This window comes from Flintibacter sp., from assembly GCF_046973065.1.
The window spans coordinates 37175-44666 of record NZ_JBKVXZ010000029.1 but is presented as its reverse complement, the minus strand read 5'-3'; the positions used below and the strand labels follow the sequence as shown (position 1 = coordinate 44666).

The following is a 7492-nucleotide window of genomic DNA, read 5'->3' as shown; positions in this document are numbered from 1 at the left end:
GGAATGGCCTGCTCCTGGATGGGAGAGGGCTTTTCATAGCCCTCCTCCTTCAGAGCAGCCAGGATTTGGGGACACAGCCCCAGATCTTCAAATGTCATGGTGTTCGTTCCTTCTTTTCATTCGGCAGCGGTGGGGAGACGCCCCGAGGCGGCCGGCCCGCGGTTCCCTGCGGGCTGGGGTGTCACTGCGCCGAGACCAGTTCCAGTACCTGGGCTACACTCTGGGCCAGCTCCTGTCCAGGGAGGGCATCTACAATGTAGTCGGCATAGGTCTCATAGAGAGGGGCGCGGATGGTGAGGATATCGTCCAGCGTCTGACCGGGCTCCAGGGCGATGCCCCGGGAGTCCAGATTGTGGATGCGGCGCTTGAGTTCCTCCAGAGGCACCCGGAGATAAATCACCGGGCCCATGGCCTTCAGATGGGCCATGGCTCCCTCCCGGCAGACCACGCTGCCGCCCGGGGCAATGACGTGGTGGTCACACCGGACCGAGCACACAGCCCGCTCCTCTGCGTCCAGAAAATAGGGTACGCCCCGGCGGTCCAAAATATCCTGAAGCAGGGCTCCTTCCTGCTGCTGAATAACCAAATCGGTATCCAAAAAGCCAAAGCCCAGGGCCTTGGCCAACAAAACACCCACGGTGCTCTTGCCCGAACCGGGCATTCCGATCAAGGTAATATTGTACACAGTCTGTTCCCTCTCTTGGCGAAATTCATAACATTAAAAGTTTACCACATCTTTGTGGAAAAAGGAAGGGGGACACATCCCAGAGGCGTTCCTTTTTTTCCATGTCGGTGCTATAATGAACCAAGAGAGAAGAAAACCGACCGATATGAAGGAGGCAGGCCATGGAATTACTGGAGCTGTTCAACATCCAGGGAACCCTGTTTTTGATGATTTTAGTGGGCGCTCTGGTCAAAAAGCTGGGCATCGTGGATGAGGCGGGTCGACGGTGCCTGACCGATCTGTGCGTCAATGTGATCATCCCCTGCAATATCTTGAAATCCTGTTTGATTGACCTGGACTCCTCCGTACTCCGCGCCTGCGAGATTCTGGTGGTCGTTGCCCTGGCCATTCAGATCATCAGCGTGATTCTCAACAAATTTCTCTACAAAAATTACCCGGAGGCCCAAAACAAGGTGCTGAAATACTGCACCTTGGTATCCAACGGCGGCTTTTTGGGCAACGGCGTAGCGGAAGGAGTTTACGGCACTCTGTGACTGCTCTACGCCTCTATGTATCTCATTCCCATGCGCATTGTCATGTGGTCGGCTGGTACCTCCTACTTTGTGGCCGGAGGCACCGACAAAAAGAAGGTGGTGCGCAACATTCTCACCCACCCCTGCCTGGTAGCTGTGTACATCGGCATGGCAATCATGCTCCTGCACATTCCCCTGCCCACCCTGCTCACCTCCACCATTACAGGCATCGGCAACTGCAATACCGCCATTACCATGTTTATCATTGGCACCATTCTGGTGGATGTGCCTCTGCTTACCATCGTCAACCCAACCACATTGTGGATCAGCGCCCTGCGTCTGGTGCTGCTGCCCGCAGCGGCCTGGGGGATCTCCCTGGCTCTGGGGCTTGAGCCGGTGGCCACCGGCGTGGCTGTGATCATGACCGGTATGCCTGCCGGATCCACCGCCGCCATCTTCGCTGCCCGGTATGGCAGCGATGCAGTGTTTGCCACCAAATGCGTGGTACTCAGCACCCTGCTGTCCATGCTCACCATTCCGGTGTGGTGCTATCTCATCGGCGCTTGACAAAGGGGGGCAGGATATGGTATCCTGTCCCACGCAATAAAGGGAATGAGGTCTCCCTTGTCCTTCGGGACTAAACCGCCTACAAGGCTGATGGCTTCTGCGATTTTTTTGCAGGGGCATCAGCTTTTTTGCTGCCCCGGAAAGGAAGAAAATGGTATGTTAACAAGTTTAGGACTGGTCCTGCTGCTGGGCATGGCCCTGGGCGCGCTGGCAAAACGCCTGAAACTGCCCTCTTTGGTGGGTATGCTCATTGCGGGCATGATATTAGGTCCCTATGCCCTGAATCTGCTGTCCGACAGCCTGCTGAATATTTCGGCAGACCTGCGGCAGCTGGCGCTGATCATTATTTTGACCCGGGCAGGCCTCTCCCTGGATGTGGAGGCTTTGAATCGGGTGGGCCGCCCGGCAATCCTCATGTGCTTTGTCCCCGCCTGCTTTGAAATCTTGGGCATGACCCTGCTGGCTCCTGCGCTGCTGGGCGTTTCCACCCTGGATGCCGCCATCATGGGAGCCGTGGTGGGAGCGGTATCCCCGGCAGTGATCGTGCCCCGGATGATCCGTTTGAGCGAAGAGGGCTGGGGTGTGGACCGGGGTATCCCCCAGCTTATTTTGGCCGGTGCCTCGGTGGATGACGTCTTTGTCATCGTCATGTTCACCGCTTTCACCGGACTGGCCTCCGGCGGCACAGGGCTGACTGCAGGAGCTGTATTGAGCATTCCCGCCTCCATCCTCACCGGCGTAGCGGCAGGCCTGCTGCTGGGGTGGCTGCTGGCCCAATGGTTCCGCCGTGTCCATATGCGGGACTCGGTGAAGGTGGTGATCCTGCTGTCCCTGGCCTTCCTGCTGGTGGCAGCAGAGGATGCTCTGGAGGGGATCTTCCCCTTCTCCGGTCTTCTGGCCGTAATGGGCGCCGGAGTAGGCCTGCAGCGGTGGCGTTCCGTTGTGGCCCAGCGGCTGAGCCTGAAATTCTCCAAGCTGTGGGTTGCCGCTGAGGTGGCCCTGTTCGTGCTGGTGGGCGCGGCGGTGGATCTGCGCTACGCTCTGAGTGCGGGCGTAATGGCCATTCTGGCCGTGTTGGGCGCTCTGTGCTTCCGGGCGGTGGGCGTTCTGGTGTGCGTCAGCGGCGCTCATTTCAGCCCCAAAGAAAAGCTCTTCTGTGTGCTGGGCTATCTCCCCAAAGCCACCGTCCAGGCTGCCATCGGCGGCGTGCCCCTGGCTATGGGCCTGGGCTGCGGACAGATCGTACTCACCGTGGCGGTCATCGCCATTTTGGTCACCGCTCCTCTGGGCGCCCTGGCCATCGACCGCAGCTATCCCAAGCTACTCACCCAGCGTCCTCCCGAATGATGCAAACAGGCCCCGGCACGCTGTGCCGAGGCCTGTTTTTTATGGGCATGTTTCTGTTTCGCTCATTGCTCAGAACTGGAAAATAATCCCCACCACCGCAGCGGCGGCAATGAACAAGATGGGGTGCAGCTTTTTCAGCGGGGTCCACTTCATACACACGAACACCGCCGCTGCCAGCAGCACCGTGCGCCAGCGAATCGCCGGAAAGCTGTCCGGCGCCAGCTGGTTGGTAACGGTAAAGACCGACCAGGCTACGCTCAGCCCTGCTGAGGCGATCAGCGCAGTGGAGGCGGGACGCAGACCGGAGAAGGTAGCCTCCACACCCTTACTGTGGCGGAATTTCTGCAGGAACCCGGCAATGATCAAAATCACAATAATGGACGGGGTAATCAGCCCCAGAGTGGCGATCACCGCGCCGGGAATACCGGCGATTTCAAAGCCCACGTAGGTGGCCATGTTGACGCCCATAGGGCCGGGGGTAGACTCGGAGACGGCAATCATGGTGGTCAGATCTCCGTTGGTAAACCACCCGGTGGTCTCTCCCATATGCTGGAGGAAGGGGATGGTGGCCATGCCGCCGCCCACCGAGAAGAGTCCGGTTTTGAAAAACTCATAAAACAGCCGCAGCAAAACCATCATGCCTTCTCACCTCCCTTGCCTTCTTTGCGGGGGTAGAAGAGAAACCAGCCCAGAACGCCGGAAAGTACGACCAGTACCGCCGGGGAGGTGATGGTGGAGACAATGCTTGCCGCCACACCGGTCAGGGCAAGAGAATCGCTGAACAGCCCTCCGCCCTGAGCCAGCAGAAGCACCCCAACAAAGATCCACGGTGCGATTTTCCCTTTCAAGGTACTCTTGCCAAGCTTGAACACACTCACAGCGATCAGAGCGACCACCGCAGCGTTGATTCCCGCCAGAGCATGAGCTACCACCGGATACTCTGCAAAGTTTTTCAGGAATGCGGCAATGATGGTAATGATGATAAGGGATGGAAATACCACACCCAGGGTTGCCAAAATCCCCCCCAAAACGCCTTTATACTTGTGGCCAATGAAGGTCGCGGTATTCACCGCGATAATGCCCGGGGTGCACTGGCCGATGGCAAAATAGTCGGTGAGTTCCTCTTCCGTGGCCCAGCCCTTCTTTTCTACAACCTCCCGCTGGAGGATGGGCAGCATGGCATAGCCACCGCCAAAGGTACAGACACCGATTTTCGCAAAGGTTAAAAACAGATCCAGATAGATATTCAATCAAAAGCCTCCCAAGACAACAATCTCCCGCTCTATATGTGCTTTATTCCAGCCCCTCCAGCTCATCCAGCCACAAAGAGGCCACTGCATCGGAAGGCATTCTCCAGTCGCCACGGGGACTGAGGGCCACAGAGCCCACCTTAGGTCCGTCGCTGAGGCAGGAGCGCTTGAACTGCTGGGAGAAGAAGCGGCGGTAGAAATTCTTGAGCCACTTCAGGATGGTCGCCCGGTCGTACTGGCTTCCCAGAGCATACAGGGCCAGCCGGAACACCTTCTTGGGCGAGAAGCCCCAGCGGAGAATGTGATAGAGGAAGAAGTCGTGCAGCTCATAGGGGCCTACCAGATCCTCCGTTTTCTGGCTGATCTTGCCCTCAATGGCGGGCAGCAGTTCAGGAGAGACCGGGGTATCCAGAATGTCACTGAGCACATCGGACAGCTGGCGGTCCTCCTGGGCCTTGTCGTCGGAGATAAAGGACACCAGATGACGCACTAGAGTCTTGGGAATACCCGCATTAACGGCGTAGTTGCTCATATGGTCGCCGTTGTAGGTACACCAGCCCAGAGCCAGCTCACTGAGGTCGCCGGTTCCAATAACCAAACCACCGGTCTGGTTGGCGATGTCCATCAGCACCTGGGTACGCTCCCGGGCCTGACCATTCTCAAAGGTGACGCTGTGGTCCTCCATGCTCTGGCCAATATCCTTAAAGTGGACCTTCACCGCGTTGCCGATGTCGATGGTGCGCAGGGTGCAGCCCAGCCGCTCAGCCAGCAAGACCGCATTGGATTTGGTGCGGTCAGTGGTGCCGAAGCAGGGCATGGTAACGGCAATGATGTCGCTGGCCGGACGATCCAGCATCTGCATGGCCACAGCAGTAATCAGCACCGCCAGGGTGGAGTCCAGGCCGCCGGACAAGCCCACCACCGCCGTCTTAGCGTGGGTGTGCTCCAGCCGCTTTTTCAGGCCCAGAGCAGCAATGCACAAAATCTCGTTGCAGCGCTCGGCCCGGTCGCCCTCGTCCTGGGGCACAAAGGGGCTGGGGGAGACAAAGCGGGTCAGTCGGGTCTCCTCCAGGGTGAGGGAGAACTCGCCGCGCCAATATTCCTTGTCCGGGTCGGGAGTAAAGGAGGTCATCCGCCGCCGCTCATAGGCAAGCCGGTCCACGTCGATCTCGCTGATGGTCAGACCGTTGGCAAAGCGCCGCTCAGCCAGCAGAGCGCCATTCTCCGCGATCATATTGTGGCCGGCAAAGACCAAGTCGGTGGTAGACTCGCCCTCACCCGCGTCGGCATACACATAGCCGCACACCTGACGCCCGCTCTGGCCGGTGACCAGCTGGCGGCGGTAGGCGGCTTTGCCCACCGTCTCGTTGGAGGCAGACAGGTTCAGGATAATGGTGGCTCCGCTGCGGGCCAGACCGGCGGAGGGGGGCTCGGGAGCCCACAGGTCCTCGCAGATCTCCACACCCAGAATGAGGTTGGGCATCTCCTGGCAGGCAAAAGTCTCATTGGTGCTCATACACACCTGCTGGCCGCACAGAGTCACCGTGGTGTCTACCCCAGCGCCGCTGGCAAACCACCGGGCCTCGTAGAACTCTCCATAGTTGGGAATGTGGATCTTGGGCACCAGGTGCAAAATCTCACCCTTCTGGATCAGAGCAGCACAGTTATACAGCTTGTTGTCATACTGAGCCCTCACCGGCAAACCCACTGCGGCCACCAGTTCCAGATTGCGGGTGGCCTCCAGGATCGTCTGGAGTCCCTCTTCCGCACCTTTCAGCAGCGTGTCGTGCAAAAACAGATCGCCGCAGGTATATCCAGTAAGACACAGCTCAGGCAGGCACAGCACCTTGACCCCCTGCTTATCCGCCTCCCGCATCAGAGTAAAGATCTGCTCTGCGTTATAGCGGCAGTCGGCCACCCGAATTTTCGGCGTACCGGCAGCTACCTTGATAAATCCATCTCGCATCACGAAAACCTCCTTCGTGGTATTCTCAATAGAGAATATGATACCCCAAACCCCGGCGAAAAGCAAGACAGGGGCAGGAAATCACAAGACCCCCGAAGCCAAAGCTTCGGGGGTCCTCATTGCATCAATCTTTACTTTGCCTGCAGGTAGCTGGTCATCACATAGCCCTCGTCGAAGTTACCTCCGCCGGTGGCATACTTGATCTTGGTCCAGCCGTTGCCCGCATCCTCCAGAACGGTAACCGTAGCGCCGTCTTCCGTGCTGGCCTTGGTTTCATAGTTCGTACCCGGGCCGGAGCGGATGTTCAGGCCACCGGTGGCACCGGTGATAACCGCCTCGGTATTGGGGGCCAGGGACTGACCGTTGGAAGGCGTCGTGGTGCCGGGATCGGTGGTAACACCGGTTCCGGTGCCGTCGCCGGTACACTCCACAGCACACTGAGCGGTCTTGTCCCCTGCCGCAGCAGTAATGGTAACTGTGGCCGTATCGGTGCCGGTATACACGTTGGTCACATTGCCATACTCATCCACGGTGGCAATGTCTGTGTTGCTGCTGCTCCAGGTCACCTTCACGTTCTCCGGATCGGTGGTAGCAATGATCTGATAAGATTCTCCAGAGCGCAGGGCAGCCTCTGTGCGGCTGAGGGTCAGGCTGTTGACCGTTACCTGAGTCTGGGAGTTATCCCCGCTGCCCACGCTGGACTGACCATCCGTCTGGCTGGTGGACACAGAGGAATCTACGGTCTTACCTCCAAACAGGAGGGGAGAGACATATTTAAATACAATCGCCGCTGCGGCAATGATCAAGACCAGGGTCACGATCAGACCGCCTACCTGGAGCGGGTTAGGGCCGCTGCCGCTGGCCCGCTTTCCGCCGCCGGCATAAGAAGTTCGGCCGGGACGCTCATCACAGAAGGGACAACGTTTATAGGTGACGGAATACTCTTCGCCACATTTTTCACATCGGATCACATCTGTGTTCCGACGGGGGGGTGCTTTTTTCGCAGCCATGGACGGATAACCTCCATCATTAGAAAAAGGATGACCACACCGCATGCGGTCTCAGTGTCTATTTTACAAGGAATTAACCACGCCGTCAACGAAAAAATAGACTTTGGGGCGTTTTTTGGCGAAATTATGTAAACACACCTCAAAACCGCCCCCAC

Annotated in this window: 8 protein-coding genes and 1 riboswitch; of the genes, 3 read left to right on the top strand and 5 right to left on the bottom strand. The window is 58.1% G+C overall.

The window, feature by feature from the left end:
- Positions 1-181 precede the first annotated feature (181 nt).
- A complete protein-coding gene (locus tag ACLTXB_RS11255) occupies positions 182-685 on the bottom strand; it encodes a shikimate kinase (protein ID WP_428227040.1) in 504 nt (167 codons plus the stop codon).
- Between the two features lie 161 nt (positions 686-846).
- Between ACLTXB_RS11255 and ACLTXB_RS11250 the strand changes: the two genes are divergently transcribed.
- The 3 genes from ACLTXB_RS11250 to ACLTXB_RS11240 all read left to right on the top strand — a co-directional run bounded on the left by ACLTXB_RS11250 (position 847) and on the right by ACLTXB_RS11240 (position 3111).
- On the top strand, positions 847-1218 hold the full coding sequence (locus ACLTXB_RS11250) for an AEC family transporter (protein ID WP_428227039.1): 372 nt from the start codon (positions 847-849) through the stop codon (positions 1216-1218).
- A 15-nt stretch (positions 1219-1233) separates the two neighbouring features.
- Complete coding sequence (locus ACLTXB_RS11245; RefSeq protein WP_428227038.1) at positions 1234-1764, top strand: AEC family transporter; 531 nt, start codon at positions 1234-1236, stop codon at positions 1762-1764.
- Between the two features lie 32 nt (positions 1765-1796).
- Positions 1797-1871, top strand: a riboswitch (Fluoride riboswitch).
- Positions 1872-1920: 49 nt separating this feature from the next.
- The gene (locus ACLTXB_RS11240) at positions 1921-3111 is read left to right on the top strand and encodes a cation:proton antiporter (RefSeq protein WP_428227037.1); all 1191 of its coding nucleotides are present in this window, start codon (positions 1921-1923) and stop codon (positions 3109-3111) included.
- A 69-nt stretch (positions 3112-3180) separates the two neighbouring features.
- On the opposite strand, the gene ACLTXB_RS11235 is transcribed toward ACLTXB_RS11240, so the two are convergent.
- The 4 genes from ACLTXB_RS11235 to ACLTXB_RS11220 all read right to left on the bottom strand — a co-directional run bounded on the left by ACLTXB_RS11235 (position 3181) and on the right by ACLTXB_RS11220 (position 7337).
- Positions 3181-3750, bottom strand: coding sequence for a chromate transporter (locus ACLTXB_RS11235; protein ID WP_008980047.1), 570 nt, complete (start codon positions 3748-3750; stop codon positions 3181-3183).
- Positions 3747-4361, bottom strand: coding sequence for a chromate transporter (locus ACLTXB_RS11230; RefSeq protein WP_235397203.1), 615 nt, complete (start codon positions 4359-4361; stop codon positions 3747-3749). The genes ACLTXB_RS11235 and ACLTXB_RS11230 overlap by 4 nt, the downstream gene beginning before the upstream one ends.
- Positions 4362-4404: 43 nt before the next feature.
- Positions 4405-6327, bottom strand: coding sequence for an NAD(+) synthase (locus tag ACLTXB_RS11225; RefSeq protein ID WP_110441223.1), 1923 nt, complete (start codon positions 6325-6327; stop codon positions 4405-4407).
- A gap of 131 nt (positions 6328-6458) precedes the next feature.
- Positions 6459-7337: an Ig-like domain-containing protein gene (locus tag ACLTXB_RS11220; RefSeq protein ID WP_020989486.1), complete on the bottom strand. Its 879-nt coding sequence runs from the start codon at positions 7335-7337 to the stop codon at positions 6459-6461.
- Positions 7338-7492: the final 155 nt, after the last annotated feature.